Origin of the sequence: Bradyrhizobium australafricanum, assembly GCF_020329495.1 — a bacterium.
Taxonomy (GTDB): Bacteria; Pseudomonadota; Alphaproteobacteria; order Rhizobiales; family Xanthobacteraceae; genus Bradyrhizobium; species Bradyrhizobium australafricanum.
Map to the genome: position 1 here is coordinate 98,095 of NZ_JAGKJL010000007.1, position 14,081 is coordinate 112,175.

The following is a 14,081-nucleotide window of genomic DNA, read 5'->3' on the forward strand; positions in this document are numbered from 1 at the left end:
AGCATACGGCACTATCACGGACAATAAACGGCGGTCACGCGGACTTGACGACGCGGCGCTGCGGCGCCACAGCACATGCTCTAATCACTGCTTCTTGAAGCGGACATGAACGAAACAGACGTCGTTATCATCGGTGCGGGGCACAACGGCCTCACCTGCGCGGCCTATCTCGCGATGGCCGGGCTGCGCGTGAAGGTCGTGGAACGCCGCAACGTGGTCGGCGGCGCCGCGGTCACCGAAGAATTTTGCCCGGGCTTCCGCAATTCGGTCGCCGCCTACACGGTGAGCCTGCTCAATCCGCAGATCATGTCTGACCTGAAACTTGCCGATAACGGCCTCAGGATCGTCGAGCGGCGCGCGCAGAACTTCCTCCCCGCGCCCGACGGCAGCTATTTGCTGACGGGCGAAGGCCGGACCCGGGAATCGGTCGAAAAGCTCAGCCACAAGGACGCGGCCGCAATCGGCGTGTTCTCAGGGGAACTCGAAGCCATCGCCGACGTGCTGCGGCAATTCGTGCTGCGCGCGCCGCCGAACCTCGTCGAGGGCTTTGGCATCAGCGCGATCAGCGAGGCCTTCAACGCGCTCGGCACCGCCAACATCCTGCGCCGGCTGTCGCTGGAACAGCAGCGCAATCTGCTCGACCTGTTCACGCGATCGGCCGGCGAGATGCTCGACGAGCGTTTCGAGAACGACCTCGTCAAGGCGCTGTTCGGCTTCGATGCCATCGTCGGCAATTATGCCAGCCCCTACGCGGCCGGCTCCGCCTATGTCATGCTGCATCATGCGTTCGGCGAGGTGAACGGCAAGAAGGGCGTCTGGGGCCACGCGATCGGCGGCATGGGTGCGATCACCCAGGCGATGGCGCGTGCCGCGCGCAGCCATGGCGTCGAGATCGAAACCGATGCGGCCGTCCGCGAGGTGATCGTCGAGAAGCAGCGCGCCGTCGGCGTCATCCTCGACAATGACAAGACCGTGCGCGCCAAATACGTCGTCTCGAACGTCAATCCGAAGCTGCTGTACACACGCCTGGTGCCGGAGGGCGCATTGGCGCCCGAGTTTCGCGCGCGCATCTCACGATGGCGGAACGGGTCCGGCACGTTCAGGATGAATGTGGCGCTAAGCGCCCTGCCCTCGTTCACCGCGCTGCCCGGTCCCGGCGATCACCTCACGGCGGGGATCATCATCGCTCCCAGCCTCGGCTACATGGATCGCGCCTGGCACGATGCGCGCGAATTCGGCTGGAGCCGCGCCCCGGTCGTCGAGGTGCTGATCCCCTCGACGCTCGACGACAGCCTGAGCCCGCCGGGCCAGCATGTCGCGAGCCTGTTCTGCCAGCACGTCGCGCCGCAACTACCCGACGGCAGATCGTGGGACGATCATCGCGAAGAGGTCGCCGATCTGATGATCGCAACCGTCGACCACTACGCGCCCGGGTTCGCAGGCAGCGTGATCGGCCGCCAGATCCTGTCGCCGCTCGACCTCGAGCGGCAATTCGGCCTGCTCGGCGGCGACATCTTTCACGGCGCGCTGACATTGAACCAATTGTTCTCGGCACGGCCGATGCTCGGCCATGCCGACTATCGCGGACCTCTGAAGGGTCTCTACCATTGCGGTTCCGGCGCCCATCCCGGCGGCGGCGTCACCGGCGCCCCCGGCCACAATGCCGCGCGGGCCATCCTGGCCGACCATCGCGCGCTGTTCTCGTAGACGACACACCGCGGGCCGCGGGACAAGCTGTGGACAGGCGTGTTGAGAAGCTGTGGGTCTGCGGTGGACAGCGGCCTTGTCTCAAGACGGGATAACCGGTGGACGTCGCTGTGGACCGGCTGTGCGACGGACGCTGACAATCCCGGGAGAACGCTGTCGACAAGCTGCGTGTGGCTCTGTGGACAAGCTGTCAAAAAAGAAAACACCGGGCGACATGTCGCCCGGTGCCTCCCTGAGAACGCCGTTCGAGAGATTACTTCAGCGAGCCGCTGATCGAGTTGAAGGTCCCGCTCAGTGCCGTGCCGACGCCGTTCACCGCAGCGATGATCGCGATGGCGATGCCGGTCGCGATCAATCCGTATTCGATGGCGGTCGCGCCGGATTCATTCCGCAAAAACTTAACGATAAAAGCCTTCATTGCAGCCCTGCCCTTGGTTGTGATGCCTTGGAACGAAGGGTGTTCCCAGTTCCGCCACCGTAGTAGTACGGCAACATCTAAGGTTGTCTGAACCGGGAACCTCTCAATTCTCGCGATATTCGATTGAATCCGGCTTGAAATTTTAACAAAAACCGCGCTACCGGCCTCCGATGACCCCGTCCACACACCGCGCCAGCGTCACCCTTCCAGATGAATCGACCGCAAAGCGCGTGGTAGACACGCTTTCCGAGCTGTTTTTCGAGGATCAGGCGGCGTTTGCGGCCTTCGAGCGACCGGATGGCCGCTGGGACGTCACCGTCCATTTTGCCGAGCCGCCGGACCAAAATTTACTGCGCGAGCTGGTCGGCCAAGTGGTGCGGCAGGATGTCGCATCTACTTTAGTCTTTGATACCGTGGAGGCCAAGGACTGGGTCAAGGCCAGCCTGGAGGATCTTGTCCCGGTCGCCGCCGGCCGCTTTATCGTCCACGGCCAGCATGACCGGCACCGGATACCCCCCAACAAGCTCGGGATCGAGATCGAGGCGGCGCTGGCCTTCGGCACCGGCCATCACGGCACCACCCGCGGCTGCCTGCTGCTGCTCGACCACGTGCTGAAGGCGTATCAGCCCCGCCGCGTGCTGGATCTCGGCACCGGGACCGGCGTCCTGGCGATCGCCGCCGCCAAGGCGCTGCACGGCAAGGTGCTGGCGAGCGATATCGACCCGCCGTCGGTCCGTGTCGCCGAGGAGAACGCCCGGCTGAACGGCACAGGCGATCTGGTGGACGTGATTCCCGCCACCGGCTTTGCCGCACCGCGCTTTGCCGAGGACGGTCCGTTCGACCTGGTGCTCGCCAACATCCTCGCCAATCCGCTGCGGCAACTGGCTGGCCCGATGGCGCGCCACCTCGCCTCGTCGGCGCAGGTCATTCTCTCGGGCCTGCTGACGCACCAGGCGCCGGCGGTCATCGCCGCCTACCGTGCCCGCGGGCTGGTGCCGCTGCGGCATCTGAAGATCGAGGGCTGGAGCAGCCTGCTGCTGCGTTTCGTGAAGTGACCGCGACCGGCAGACAGTGCGGCGACTGCACGCTCTGCTGCAAGGTGATGGCGATCGAGGAACTAGCAAAGCCCGCCAATACGTGGTGCCCGCATTGCGAGCCGGGGCGCGGCTGCCGGACCTATCCGGGCCGGCCGGCGGAATGCCGCTCGTTCAGCTGCGTCTGGCTGGCGAACGACCTGCTGGAGGAGCACTGGAAGCCTTCCAGGTCGAAGCTCGTCCTGACCACGTCGGAAGATGGTCTTGAGGTCAGATGCGATCCGGGCTTCCCCGACGCCTGGCGCAGGGAGCCGTTTCGCAACGAGCTCAGGGAATGGGCGATCTCCGGCGAGACGCTCGATATGACCGTCGTCGTGATCGCCGGCCAACGCATGACGCTGCTGACGCCCGAGCGCGAATTCGATCTCGGCATCGTCGGCCCCGATGAGCGGATCGTGCGCGAGCTCGAGGACGGCAAGGTCGTCAATGTGACCGTGGCGAAGGCGTCGGATCTGGAACGGTAGCTGCGATCCGTGGATTGGCTATTCGGGTGCTGGAGAATCGTTACGGATGGTCTCGACCTTGTCCTGACCGGCCGCACGCCTGGCCCGCGCCTCGACGAGACGGTCCAGCATCTGGACGATGACGCCGCGCTGCTTCTGTTCGACCGGCGCGATCGGGCCGCGGCGGACCGGCGGCGAGATCTTCTCAAACGTGAATGCAGGCATCGTGCATCTCCTCACCGTTGAGTTGAGACACTCCTGGACACTCCCCGTACGCTTGACCGTTGACGTGCAGTGGACATCGTCCGGCCAATTCCACTATGCCATATTCAAGCATAAGTTATGCCAAAAATATGGTCATGCTTGACCGCGCTCGCGCGAAGGTCATGCTTCATCCGAAGAGAGTGCGACGGCGATGTTCGAAGCCCATTTCCAGACGTTCGAAGAGCCCGAAGGCGGCGTGGCGCTGACTGCCCGCTTGAGCGCGCTGCGCGAGGAGCTGGCGCGGCGCAAGCTGACCGGATTCGTGGTTCCGCGCGCCGACCAGCAGCAGAATGAATATGTCGCGGCCTCCGAGGAGCGGCTCGCCTGGCTGACCGGCTTCACCGGATCGGCCGGGCTTGCGATCGTGCTGAGCAAGGAGGCCGCCCTGTTCGTCGACGGCCGCTACACGCTGCAGGCCGGCAAGCAGGTCGACCGCAAGGCCTGGCAGGTCGAGCCGCTGGTCGATCCGCCGCCGGAGCACTGGCTGACCCGGCATCTGGCGGCCGGCGACCGCCTAGGATTTGACCCCTGGCTGCACACTTCTGCGGCAGCCGAACGACTGGCAGCGGCCTGCGCCAAGGCCGGCGCGGAACTGGTCGCCGTCGACGGCAATCCGCTCGATGCGATCTGGCACGAGCGGCCGGCACCGCCGCTCGGTCCGGTTACGATCCACGGCGCGCAGTTTTCCGGGGAGATCGAAGCCGAGAAGCTCAAGCGCATCCGCCTCGAGATCAACAAGCTCGGCGTCGACGCGCTGGTGCTGTCCGACAGCCACGCGGTCGCCTGGACCTTCAACATCCGCGGCGCCGACGTCTCGCATACGCCGCTGCCGCTGTCCTATGCGCTGGTACCGAAGGAAGGCCGGCCGCTGGTGTTCATCGATCAGCGCAAGCTGTCCAACTCGACACGCGACCATCTCGAGCAATCGGCCGATGTCGAGCAGCCCGCGGCGCTGGCGGCAAAACTCACCGAGCTCGCCAAGCGCGGCGCCTCGATCGCGCTCGACAACGCGACCGCAGCCGACGCCCTGAGCCGCCTGATCGCGGGTGCCGGCGGCAAGCCGATGCGCGGCAGCGATCCGGTCAGCCTCTTGAAGGCGGTCAAGAACGTCACCGAGATCGAGGGCACGCGCACGGCGCATCAGCGCGACGCGGTGGCGCTGGTGCGTTTCCTCGCCTGGATCGATCGCGAGGCGCCCTCCGGCAGCCTCACCGAGATCGACACCGTCGAGGCGCTGGAGACGTTCCGCCGCCAGACCGGCGCGCTGAAGGACGTCTCCTTCCCGACCATCGCCGGCACCGGGCCGAACGGCGCCATCGTGCACTACCGTGTGACGCGCAAGAGCAACCGCCGCATCGAGCCCGGCGATCTCCTGCTGATCGATTCCGGCGCGCAATATGAGGACGGCACCACCGACGTCACCCGCACCATCGCGATCGGCAAGCCGACCGACGAGATGCGCGACCGCTTCACCCGCGTGCTGCGCGGCCATATCGCGATTGCCCGCGCGATCTTCCCCGACGGCACCACCGGCGCGCAGCTCGACACGCTGGCGCGGCAATATCTCTGGCAGGCCGGGATCGATTTCGAGCACGGCACCGGTCACGGCGTCGGCAGCTATCTCAGCGTCCATGAAGGGCCGGCGCGGATTTCCAAGCTCGGCACCACGCCGCTGAAGCGCGGCATGATCCTGTCGAACGAGCCCGGCTACTACAAGACCGACGCCTACGGCATAAGGATCGAGAACCTCGAGCTCGTGATCGGCACCGACATTGCCGGCGCCGAGAAGCCGATCAATGCATTCGAGACGCTGACGCTGGCGCCGATCGATCGCCGCCTGATCGAGGTCAGCATGCTGAGCCCGGACGAGTTAAGCTGGCTCAACGACTACCACGCCCGCGTCGCGCATGTGGTGCGGCCGCATCTCGACGACAACGCCACCAAGCTGTGGCTGGACGAGGCAACGGCGGCGCTGAAGTGACGTTCCGTCATTCCGGGATGGTGCGCAAGCACCAGACCCGGAATCTCGAGATTCCGGGTTCGATGCTGCGCATCGCCCCGGAATGACTCGCAGACGTGTCCCCGCTTTCGCGGAGGACGACAGCGGAATTCGCAGCTGACGACATTGGGTTTATTGCGCGAGACGAAACATCGTCACCGCGTCTCCTGAAATCGCATGGGCGTATGTCGAAACACCCGTATTCCGGGCGGACGGGCACGCTACAGTCTTTCCACAATGCTGGATCGGACCTGAATGCACGGCGTGATGGGCAAGCCGCCCGGCGCGGCCAAAGACAACATCGCGACATCGAAGGTCATGCTGCTGATGCTCGTCGTGATGACGGGCGTGGCGCCGATCTCGCTCTACATGCTGGTGCCGGCGCTGCCGGTGCTGGCGACCACCTTTGGCCGCGACATCTCTATCGCGCAGATGACCGTGTCGCTCTACATGGTCGGCATCGCGCTTTCACAGCTGATCATGGGGCCGCTGTCCGACAGGTTCGGCCGCCGGCCGGTGCTGCTCGCGGGCCTCGGACTGATGGTCGTGGCCGGCGTCGGCTCGGTGTTCGCCGAGACCCTGCCGCAACTGATCGCGGCGCGCTTCTTCCAGGCGCTCGGCGGCGCCAGCGGCATGGTGATCAGCCGTGCCATCATCCGCGATCTCTATCCGCGCGAGCGGGTCGGCGCCATGATCAGCCTTGTCGTCGCCGCGCTGATGATCGCGCAGATGGTGAGCCCGCTGACCGGCGGCCTGCTGGAGACCACATTCGGCTGGCGCGCGATCCTCTATCTCATCACCGCGGCGTCGCTGATCACCACGATCTTCATCGCGCTGGCGCTGCCGGAAACCCGCCGCGACCGCGCCGACAGCTCCAGCTTCCGCGGCGACCTCGGCAAGCTGATGACGAGCCGCGCCTTCGTCGGCTATCTGCTGTGTCAGGTGCTGGCGTCGCAGATCATCTTCGCCTTCGCCGGCGGCGGCCCTTACATCGTGGTGACCCAGATCGGCCGGACCAGTGCCGAGTATGGCGCGTGGTTCGCGATGACGGGGTTCGGCTACTTCGTCGGCAATCTCTTGTGCGTGCGCTTCGCGCCACGGCACTCGCTGGAGAAACTGATCTGGTTCGGCCTCGCCCTGCAGGTCGGCGGCAGCCTGTTGAACCTGGTCTGGAGTTTTACTGGAGTAAACCAGACCCCGCTCTGGCTGTTCGGCACCCAGATGATCGTGATGATCGCCAACGCCTTCGTGATGGCCAATTCCGCCGCCGGCGCGATCAGCATCCGGCCCGAAGCCGCCGGCACCGCCTCGGGCGCCATGGGGTTCCTGCAGCAGGGCATCGGCTCGCTGATCTCGCAATTCGGCGCCTATCTCGGCGGCCACTCCACCACGACGCTGCCGCTGACCGCGGCGATCTTCGCGATCTCGATCGCCTGCGCCTGCACCATGATCTTCGTCGTGCCGCGGCGGCAGGTGGTGGTGAGCGAGGAGCTGATCGCGCAGGCCGAGGAGGATGAGCAGGGGATGATGTGAGCAGTTCGTCATTCCGGGGCGATGCGCAGCATCGAACCCGGAATCTCGAGATTCCGGGTTCGCCTCTTCGAGGCGCCCCGGAATGACGGACAACCCTACTCCCCGATCAGCTTCAGCCACTCGTCCTCGGTGAGCACCTGGACGCCGTGCTTCTGCGCTTCGGCAAGCTTCGAGCCGGCGCCCGGCCCCGCGACGACATAGTCGGTCTTCTTCGACACCGAGCCGGCCGCCTTGGCGCCCAGCCGCTCGGCCGTCGCCTTGGCCTCGTCACGTGTCATCTTTTCGAGCGATCCGGTGAACACCACGGTCTTGCCGGCCACCGCCGAATTGCTCTTCGGCTTCTCGGCGTCGATGATCTCGTCGAGCTCGCCGGTCAGCCGCTCGACGATGCCGCGATTGTGGCTCTCGCCGAAATAGTCGGCGATGCTCCTGATCACGGTGTCGCCGATCTGGTCGAGCGCATCCATCTCCGCCATCGCTTCCTCGTCGCCCTTGGCGACCTTGAGGCAGGCATCGTGGAACGCATCCCACGAGCCATAGCCGCGCGCCAGTGCCAGCGCGGTGGTCTCGCCGACATGGCGCATGCCGAGCGCGTAGATGAAGCGCTCGAGGCCAATCCTGCGGCGGCTGTCGATCGCGGCGAACAGATTGCGCACCGAGGTCTCGCCGTAGCCTTCGATGTCCTCCAGCTTCAGCTTCGCGTTGCGCTTTTGCAGCGTGAAGATATCAGCCGGCTCCTTGACCCATCCCTCGTCGAAGAAATATTGCAACTGCTTCACGCCGAGACCGTCGATGTCGAAGGCGCGGCGCGACACGAACAGAATGAGGTGTTCGACCTTCTGGAACGGACAGGCGAACTCGCCGGTACAGCGGGCGCGCGAGCCCTCCTCGCCGGCCGCGGTCTCCTCGCGCACCACGTCGGTGTGCAGCGGACACGGGCATTTCTTCGGGAAGTGGAATTCCTTCGCATTCTTCGGCCGCTTGTCGATCACGACGTCGACGACCTGCGGGATCACGTCGCCGGCGCGCTGGATCACCACGGTGTCGCCGATCCTGATGTCGCGCCCCTCGCGCAGCACCTCGCCCTTGTTGCCGATGCCCTTGATGTAGTCCTCATTGTGCAGCGTGACGTTCTGCACGATCACGCCGCCGACACCGACCGGCTCGAGCTTGCCGACCGGCGTGAATGAGCCGGTGCGCCCGACCTGGATCTCGATATCGCGCAAAACCGTCATGGCGCGCTCGGCCGGGAATTTGTGCGCGATCGCCCAGCGCGGCGTGCGCGACACGAAGCCGAGCCGCTCCTGCCAGTCGATGCGATCGACCTTGTAGACGACGCCGTCGATGTCGTAGTCGAGCTCGGCGCGCTGCTCCTCGATCTTGCGATGGAAGGCGATCAGCTCCTCGACCGAGTGGCACAGCTTGGTCAGCGGATTGGTCTTGAAGCCGCACCGCTCGAACCAGTGGATCATGCCGGTCTGGGTATCCTCCGGCAGCGCGCTCATCTCGCCCCAGGCATAGGCGAAGAAGCCGAGCGGCCGCGAGGCAGTGATTGTGGGATCCTTCTGCCGCAGCGAGCCGGCCGCCGAATTGCGCGGATTGGCGAAGATGGTGTCGCCGGCCGCCTTCTGCCGCTCGTTGAGCGCGAGGAACGCCTTCTTGGTCATATAGACCTCGCCGCGCACCTCGCAAATGTCGGGCACGTTGCGGCCCTTCAGCTTCTGCGGCACGTCCTCGAGCGTGCGGATGTTGGCGGTGACGTCCTCGCCCTCGGCGCCGTCGCCGCGGGTTGCCGCGGTGACGAGTTCGCCGCCCTCGTAGCGCAGCGACATCGAGAGCCCGTCGATCTTCGGCTCGGCCGAGAAATCGATCTTGTCATCCGGCAGCTTGAGGAAGCGCGTGATGCGCCCGACGAAATCGACCACGTCGGCTTCCGCGAACGCGTTGTCGAGCGACAGCATCGGCAGCGAATGACGAACCTTCCTGAAGCGCCCCGACGGCGCGGCGCCGACCTTCTGCGACGGCGATTCCGCGGTGACGAATTCAGGGAAGCGCTTCTCGATCGCATTGTAGCGCTGCCGCAGCGCGTCGTATTCGGCGTCGCTGACGCTCGGCGTGTCGTCCTGATAGTAGCGCTTGTCGTGACCTTCGAGCTCGAGCGCAAGGCGCATCAACTCGACCTTGGCCTGGGCCTTGGTGAGCTTGTCGACGTCGGAGAGTTCTTTCTTTTTTGCTGCTTTAGCCATGCGACGGGCGCGCTATAGTTTTTCGTCATTCCGGGGCGGTCCGTCAGGACCGAACCTGGAATCTCGAGATTCCGGGTTCGATGCTTCGCATCGCCCCGGAATGACTGTGTGGGAAATGGGGCTCATGTCGTACTACGTGTACATTCTAGCAAGTCGACGAGACGGAGCAATCTATGTTGGGATCACCAACGATCTCGTGCGGCGGGTCTACGAACATCGAATGAAGGCCGTCCCAGGCTTCACGTCCAAATACAACATCACGCAGCTGGTTTGGTTCGAAATCTACGACGACCCGATCTCCGCGATATCACGCGAGAAGGAGCTCAAGAAGTGGAAGCGAGCCTGGAAGGTGCAATTGATCGAAGCGAGCAATCCGCAGTGGAATGACTTGTACGAGTCGATCTGTACCTGAGGTGGTCATTCCGGGGCATCGCGCAGCGATGAACCCGGAATCTCGAGATTCCGGGTTCGATGCTTCGCATCGCCCCGGAATGACGAGGGGGAGAGATTACGCCGTCGCCGCCCTGAGCAGCCGTTCCGCGGCCGCCCTCGCCTCCGCGGTGATCTCGGCGCCGGCCAGCATGCGCGCGATCTCCTCGCGGCGGTGGTCGGCGGCGAGCGCGTTGACGCGGGTGGCGACCCGCTTGCCCTTGTCGAGCGCGTCCTTGGAGATCAGGAGATGCTGGCTGGCGCGGGCCGCGACCTGCGGCGCGTGCGTCACCGCCATCACCTGCACCTTGCCGGCAAGGCGCGCCAGCCGCGAGCCGATCGCATCGGCCACCGCGCCGCCGACGCCGGTGTCGATTTCGTCGAACACCAAGGTCGGCGCCGAGCCGCGATCGGCCAGCACGACCTTCAGCGCCAGCAGGAAGCGCGACAGTTCGCCGCCGGAGGCGACCTTCATCATCGGCCCCGGCTTGGTGCCCGGATTGGTCTGCACCCAGAACTCGACACGGTCGATGCCCTGCGGCCCCGGCGCGGCCGCGTTGCTCTCGACCTGGGTCATGAACTTCGCGCGCTCGAGCTTGAGCGGCGCAAGCTCGGCGTTGACGGCCTTGTTGAGCTTCTCGGCGGCCTTGGTGCGCGCCGCCGACAGTTTGGCGGCAGCCGCCGCATAGCGCTTGTCGGCTTCAGCAGCAGTCGCTTCCAGCTTCTTCAGCTGGTCGGCGCCGGCATCGATCAGCGCGACGTCGCCGGCATATTGCGCCGCCAGCGCAGCCAGCAGATCGACCGGCGTCGAATATTTACGCGAGGCGGCGCGCAGCGCGAACAGCCGCTCCTCGATGCGCTCCAGCTCGGCCGGATCGAAATCGGTCGCCGCCAGCGCGGCGTTGAGGTGCTGGTCGGCCTCTTCCAGCGCGTTGATCGCAATATCGATCGCCTTGACCGCGGGCTCGATCAGCGCAGGCGCATTGGCGGCGCGCCGCTCCAGCCGCCGGACCGCGGCCGACAGCGACGCCACCGGCGAATGCGAGCCGCCGATCGCCTCCTGCGCCTCGCGCAGATCGGTCGCGATCTTCTCGCCCTGCATCATGGTGGTGCGGCGACCCGCGAGCTCGGTCTCCTCGCCTTCCTTCGGCGCCAGCGTCTTCAATTCCTGCGAGGCATGGCGCAGATAGTCGGCCTCGCGCGCGGCGCGCTCCATGCCGGCGCGATGCTCGTCGAGATCCGCATTGGCGGTCCGCCTGATATCCCACAGCGCTTCCAGCGCCGCGACGTCCTTCTCGTGTCCGGCGAAGGCGTCGAGCAGCTGGCGATGGGTGGAGGCGTCGACCAGCGCGCGCTCGTCATGCTGGCCGTGGATCTCGACCAGCGCGGCACCGACCGCCTTCAGGGTCTGCACGCTGATCGCCTGATCGTTGATGAAGGCGCGGGTGCGGCCGTCGGCGAGCTGCACGCGGCGCAGGATCATCTCACCGGTGTCGTCGAGGCCGTTCTCGGCCAGGATCCCGGCCGCCGGATGCCCCTTCGGGACGTCGAACATGGCTGTGACCTGCCCCTGTTCGGCGCCGTGGCGCACCAGTCCGGCATCGCCGCGGCCGCCGAGCGCCAGCGCAAAGGCATCGAGCAGGATGGATTTGCCTGCGCCGGTTTCGCCGGTCAGCACCGCGAGGCCACGGGAAAATTCGATATCGAGCCGTTCGATCAGGACGATGTCACGGATCGACAGACGCGCCAGCATGCGAGGACAATTCCTAGCCGAGACCTATCTTCTTGAAGGTCCTGCTGATCCAGGAACCCTGATTCTCGCTCGGCTCGAGACCGCCGGACTTTACTAGATTATATGCGTCCTTGTACCAGCGGCTGTCTGGAAAATTGTGGCCGAGCACCGCGGCCGCGGTCTGCGCCTCGCCGGCGATGCCGATCGCCATGTAGGCCTCGGTGAGGCGGTACAGCGCCTCCTCGACGTGGCGCGTGGTCTGGTACTGCGTGACCACGGTCTTGAAGCGGTTGATCGCGGCGGTGAAGTCGCGCTTGCCCATGTAATAGCGCCCGACCGCCATTTCCTTGCCGGCGAGCTGGTCTCGCGCAGCCTGGATCTTGGACTTGGCCTGGGTGGCGTATTCCGAGGTCGGATATTTGCGGACCACCTCTTCGAGCGCCGCGATCGCCTTCTCGGTGCGGCTCTGGTCGCGCGAGATGTCCGGGATCTGGTCGAAATGCGAGGCCGCGATCAGGTACTGGGCGTAGGACGCGTCCGGGCTGCCGGGATGCAGCGTGACGTAGCGGGTGGCAGAGCCGATGCAGCTGTCGTAGTCGCCTGCCTGGTAGAACGAATAGGCCGACATCAGGAGCGACTTGCGCGCCCAGTCGGAATAGGGATGCTGACGGTCGACTTCCTCGAACTTCTTCGACGCGGCCTTCAGGTCCTTCTTCTCGTTCATCATGTACAAGCCCTCATTGTAGAGCTTGTCCGCGGGCTCATCGACGAACGTGTCGTCCTTGGCCATGAACTTGTCCCACAGCGCGCCGGTGCCGCAGCCGCTGAGCGGCAGTGCCAGCACGATCAGCCCCGCCGCAAAACGCAGCGTGCGCGCGGCCTTGGTCAGGCCGGAGACGTCAGAAGAATTGCGTGATTCGAGCGCCATACGCATTGCCGACATGAATTTTAAAACCTGACGCCTTTGATGCGGTTAACGGCGACCCCACTCCACCCACGAACCGCGGTCATGGATGCAATATTTCCAGTGCCTTGACTGCCGTTACTCGCAACCGCAGGCCTGCTTAGCCGAAAAATGACCGTGGACCAACCGAATACGGAGCCATTCCGCCGGGAATAAGGCGACCCGACGAAGCTCACAGCCTGCTGTGGTTATTACAGAAATTGGGCTCGACCGGCCAGGCGATCAGGACTTGGGCGATCAGGACACGTCCGGGCCATAGGCCGGGGCGACGAGGCCGCCCACGGTGCCTGCACCGGCTTCGACATGGCCACGGGCCGGCCGCCGAGCCGTCTCCGATTCGACCACCCGCCAGGCGCTGCGGTCGGCGAGCAGCGCCTTCAGCACCGCGTTGTTGAGCTTGTGGCCGCCCCGTACCGAACGGTAGCTGCCGAGCAGCGGCAGGCCGGCCAGCGCCAGATCGCCGATCACGTCGAGCACCTTGTGGCGGGCGCATTCGTCGGCGTAGCGCAGGCCCTCGGCGTTGAGGAGACGAGCCTCGTCGAACACCACGGTGTTGTCGAAAGACGCGCCGAGCGCGAAGCCTGCGCCCCACAGCCGCGCTACGTCGCTCATGCAGCCGAACGTGCGGGCCCGTGCGACCTCGCGACGGAAACCTTCCGGCGACAGATCGAAGGTGAAGGTCTGGCGACCAATCACCTGGTTGGTGAAATCGATCTCGACTTCGGTGCGGAACCCGCCGGCGAACGGACGCAGCTCGCCAACCGATTCGCCGATCTTGACCTGCACCGGCTTCAAAACCTGGATGAAGCGGCGGACGCCGGGCTGGGTCACAATGCCGGCCTGATCGATGGCCGCGACGAACGCTGCAGCGCTGCCGTCCATGATCGGAACTTCGGCGCCATCGACTTCGATGGTGGCGTTGTCGACGCCCATGCCGCGCAGCGCCGCGAGCACGTGCTCGGCGGTGGAAACCAGCGGCCCTTCGCGGTCACCCAGCACCGTCGCGAACTCGGTCGCGATCACCGCATCGGCGGTGGCCACGACTTCACGGTCGGAACCGTCGAGACCGGTGCGGACAAAAATAAAACCCGCATCAACAGGTGCAGGTCCCATGGTGAGACTGACAGGAAGACCGGAATGAACGCCTACGCCAGTCACGGTGGCTTGCGACCGAAGCGTTGTTTGACGGCTGAACTTCATTCGATAATGCCCACTACCCGACTTCACTCAATTCAAGTGGCCAAATTTCCCC

The 14,081-nt window shown here is 65.2% G+C and carries 12 protein-coding genes; 6 read left to right on the forward strand and 6 right to left on the reverse strand.

Going from position 1 to position 14,081, the window contains the following annotated elements; translation table 11 throughout:
- The first annotated feature begins 105 nt into the window (after nucleotides 1–105).
- Nucleotides 106–1,707 carry a phytoene desaturase family protein gene (locus J6525_RS08865; protein ID WP_225643700.1) on the forward strand — a complete coding sequence of 534 codons (1,602 nt, stop codon included), beginning with the start codon at nucleotides 106–108 and terminating at the stop codon, nucleotides 1,705–1,707.
- A 253-nt stretch (nucleotides 1,708–1,960) separates the two neighbouring features.
- On the opposite strand, the gene J6525_RS08870 is transcribed toward J6525_RS08865, so the two are convergent.
- Nucleotides 1,961–2,125 carry a Flp family type IVb pilin gene (locus tag J6525_RS08870; protein WP_016841571.1) on the reverse strand — a complete coding sequence of 55 codons (165 nt, stop codon included), beginning with the start codon at nucleotides 2,123–2,125 and terminating at the stop codon, nucleotides 1,961–1,963.
- Between the two features lie 170 nt (nucleotides 2,126–2,295).
- Here J6525_RS08870 and J6525_RS08875 point away from each other — a divergent pair, with 170 nt between their 5' ends.
- Both J6525_RS08875 and J6525_RS08880 read left to right on the forward strand, forming a co-directional pair.
- The gene (locus tag J6525_RS08875) at nucleotides 2,296–3,180 is read left to right on the forward strand and encodes a 50S ribosomal protein L11 methyltransferase (RefSeq protein ID WP_225643701.1); all 885 of its coding nucleotides are present in this window, start codon (nucleotides 2,296–2,298) and stop codon (nucleotides 3,178–3,180) included.
- Nucleotides 3,177–3,683, forward strand: coding sequence for a hypothetical protein (locus tag J6525_RS08880; RefSeq protein ID WP_225643703.1), 507 nt, complete (start codon nucleotides 3,177–3,179; stop codon nucleotides 3,681–3,683). Before J6525_RS08875 ends, J6525_RS08880 begins: the two co-directional genes overlap by 4 nt.
- Before the next feature lie 18 nt (nucleotides 3,684–3,701).
- On the opposite strand, the gene J6525_RS08885 is transcribed toward J6525_RS08880, so the two are convergent.
- The gene (locus J6525_RS08885) at nucleotides 3,702–3,887 is read right to left on the reverse strand and encodes a hypothetical protein (protein ID WP_092088676.1); all 186 of its coding nucleotides are present in this window, start codon (nucleotides 3,885–3,887) and stop codon (nucleotides 3,702–3,704) included.
- A gap of 190 nt (nucleotides 3,888–4,077) precedes the next feature.
- Between J6525_RS08885 and J6525_RS08890 the strand changes: the two genes are divergently transcribed.
- Entirely contained in the window at nucleotides 4,078–5,907 is a 1,830-nt protein-coding gene (locus J6525_RS08890; protein ID WP_225643705.1) for an aminopeptidase P family protein, read from the forward strand.
- 273 nt (nucleotides 5,908–6,180) lie between these two features.
- The gene (locus tag J6525_RS08895) at nucleotides 6,181–7,458 is read left to right on the forward strand and encodes a multidrug effflux MFS transporter (RefSeq protein ID WP_225643707.1); all 1,278 of its coding nucleotides are present in this window, start codon (nucleotides 6,181–6,183) and stop codon (nucleotides 7,456–7,458) included.
- 95 nt (nucleotides 7,459–7,553) lie between these two features.
- On the opposite strand, the gene ligA is transcribed toward J6525_RS08895, so the two are convergent.
- Complete coding sequence (gene ligA, locus J6525_RS08900) at nucleotides 7,554–9,704, reverse strand: NAD-dependent DNA ligase LigA (protein WP_225643709.1); 2,151 nt, start codon at nucleotides 9,702–9,704, stop codon at nucleotides 7,554–7,556.
- Between the two features lie 124 nt (nucleotides 9,705–9,828).
- Between ligA and J6525_RS08905 the strand changes: the two genes are divergently transcribed.
- Complete coding sequence (locus tag J6525_RS08905; RefSeq protein ID WP_225643711.1) at nucleotides 9,829–10,116, forward strand: GIY-YIG nuclease family protein; 288 nt, start codon at nucleotides 9,829–9,831, stop codon at nucleotides 10,114–10,116.
- Nucleotides 10,117–10,212: 96 nt separating this feature from the next.
- Here the strand turns inward: J6525_RS08905 and recN are convergent, their stop codons facing one another.
- From recN to lpxC, 3 genes are all read right to left on the reverse strand, one after another.
- Entirely contained in the window at nucleotides 10,213–11,886 is a 1,674-nt protein-coding gene (recN, locus tag J6525_RS08910) for a DNA repair protein RecN (RefSeq protein WP_225643713.1), read from the reverse strand.
- Nucleotides 11,887–11,899: 13 nt separating this feature from the next.
- A complete protein-coding gene (locus tag J6525_RS08915; RefSeq protein ID WP_376708461.1) occupies nucleotides 11,900–12,808 on the reverse strand; it encodes an outer membrane protein assembly factor BamD in 909 nt (302 codons plus the stop codon).
- A 258-nt stretch (nucleotides 12,809–13,066) separates the two neighbouring features.
- Nucleotides 13,067–14,029 (reverse strand): UDP-3-O-acyl-N-acetylglucosamine deacetylase, encoded by a 963-nt coding sequence (lpxC, locus tag J6525_RS08920; protein WP_168858441.1) that lies wholly within the window; start codon nucleotides 14,027–14,029, stop codon nucleotides 13,067–13,069.
- Between the last annotated feature and the right edge of the window lie 52 nt (nucleotides 14,030–14,081).

Coding starts and splice junctions, on each gene's coding strand:
- J6525_RS08865 (WP_225643700.1), top strand. CDS start 106: ATGAACGAAACAGACGTCGTTATCATCGGTGCGGGGCACAACGGCCTC.
- J6525_RS08870 (WP_016841571.1), bottom strand. CDS start 2,125: ATGAAGGCTTTTATCGTTAAGTTTTTGCGGAATGAATCCGGCGCGACC.
- J6525_RS08875 (WP_225643701.1), top strand. CDS start 2,296: ATGACCCCGTCCACACACCGCGCCAGCGTCACCCTTCCAGATGAATCG.
- J6525_RS08885 (WP_092088676.1), bottom strand. CDS start 3,887: ATGCCTGCATTCACGTTTGAGAAGATCTCGCCGCCGGTCCGCCGCGGC.
- J6525_RS08890 (WP_225643705.1), top strand. CDS start 4,078: ATGTTCGAAGCCCATTTCCAGACGTTCGAAGAGCCCGAAGGCGGCGTG.
- J6525_RS08895 (WP_225643707.1), top strand. CDS start 6,181: ATGCACGGCGTGATGGGCAAGCCGCCCGGCGCGGCCAAAGACAACATC.
- ligA (WP_225643709.1), bottom strand. CDS start 9,704: ATGGCTAAAGCAGCAAAAAAGAAAGAACTCTCCGACGTCGACAAGCTC.
- J6525_RS08905 (WP_225643711.1), top strand. CDS start 9,829: ATGTCGTACTACGTGTACATTCTAGCAAGTCGACGAGACGGAGCAATC.
- recN (WP_225643713.1), bottom strand. CDS start 11,886: ATGCTGGCGCGTCTGTCGATCCGTGACATCGTCCTGATCGAACGGCTC.
- J6525_RS08915 (WP_376708461.1), bottom strand. CDS start 12,808: ATGTCGGCAATGCGTATGGCGCTCGAATCACGCAATTCTTCTGACGTC.
- lpxC (WP_168858441.1), bottom strand. CDS start 14,029: ATGAAGTTCAGCCGTCAAACAACGCTTCGGTCGCAAGCCACCGTGACT.